Below are 1,387 nucleotides of genomic sequence, written 5' to 3' on the forward strand. Positions count from 1 at the left end.
CTGAGACCTGATGCCGAGCCGATTGTGGTGAAGTGGATGATCCTATGCTGTCGAGAAAAGCCTCTAGCGAGTTTCATGGCGGCCCGTACCCTAAACCGACTCAGGTGGTCAGGTAGAGAATACCGAGGCGTTCGGGTGAACTATGGTTAAGGAACTCGGCAAAATGCCCCCGTAACTTCGGGAGAAGGGGGGCCACACTTGGTGATCGGATTTACTCCGTGAGCTGGGGGTGGCCGCAGAGACCAGCGAGAAGCGACTGTTTACTAAAAACACAGGTCCGTGCGAAGCCGTAAGGCGATGTATACGGACTGACGCCTGCCCGGTGCTGGAACGTTAAGGGGACCGGTTAGTCGACCTTCGGGTCGGCGAAGCTGAGAACTTAAGCGCCAGTAAACGGCGGTGGTAACTATAACCATCCTAAGGTAGCGAAATTCCTTGTCGGGTAAGTTCCGACCTGCACGAATGGCGTAACGACTTCTCGACTGTCTCAACCATAGGCCCGGTGAAATTGCACTACGAGTAAAGATGCTCGTTTCGCGCAGCAGGACGGAAAGACCCCGGGACCTTTACTACAGTTTGATATTGGTGTTCGGTTCGGCTTGTGTAGGATAGCTGGGAGACTGTGAAGCTTGGACGCCAGTTCAGGTGGAGTCGTCGTTGAAATACCAGTCTGGTCGTGCTGGATGTCTAACCTGGGTCCGTGATCCGGATCAGGGACAGTGTCTGATGGGTAGTTTAACTGGGGCGGTTGCCTCCTAAAGAGTAACGGAGGCGCCCAAAGGTTCCCTCAGCCTGGTTGGCAATCAGGTGTTGAGTGTAAGTGCACAAGGGAGCTTGACTGTGAGACCGACGGGTCGAGCAGGGACGAAAGTCGGGACTAGTGATCCGGCGGTGGCTTGTGGAAGCGCCGTCGCTCAACGGATAAAAGGTACCCCGGGGATAACAGGCTGATCTTCCCCAAGAGTCCATATCGACGGGATGGTTTGGCACCTCGATGTCGGCTCGTCGCATCCTGGGGCTGGAGTCGGTCCCAAGGGTTGGGCTGTTCGCCCATTAAAGCGGTACGCGAGCTGGGTTTAGAACGTCGTGAGACAGTTCGGTCCCTATCCGCTGTGCGCGTAGGAATATTGAGAAGGGCTGTCCCTAGTACGAGAGGACCGGGACGGACGAACCTCTGGTGTGCCAGTTGTCCTGCCAAGGGCATGGCTGGTTGGCTACGTTCGGGAGGGATAACCGCTGAAAGCATCTAAGCGGGAAGCCTGCTTCGAGATGAGTATTCCCACCTCCTTGAGAGGGTAAGGCTCCCAGTAGACGACTGGGTTGATAGGCCAGATATGGAAGCCTGGTAACGGGTGGAGTTGACTGGTACTAATAGGCCGAGGGCTTG

1 rRNA gene is annotated in these 1,387 nt (G+C 55.9%); it reads left to right on the plus strand.

Annotated elements, in window-relative coordinates:
• Nucleotides 1–1,386: ribosomal RNA gene (locus ACZ6CZ_RS38045) — 23S ribosomal RNA — on the plus strand; the annotation flags it as partial.
• Between the last annotated feature and the right edge of the window lies 1 nt (nucleotide 1,387).

This window comes from Streptomyces sp. NPDC041135, from assembly GCF_055592085.1.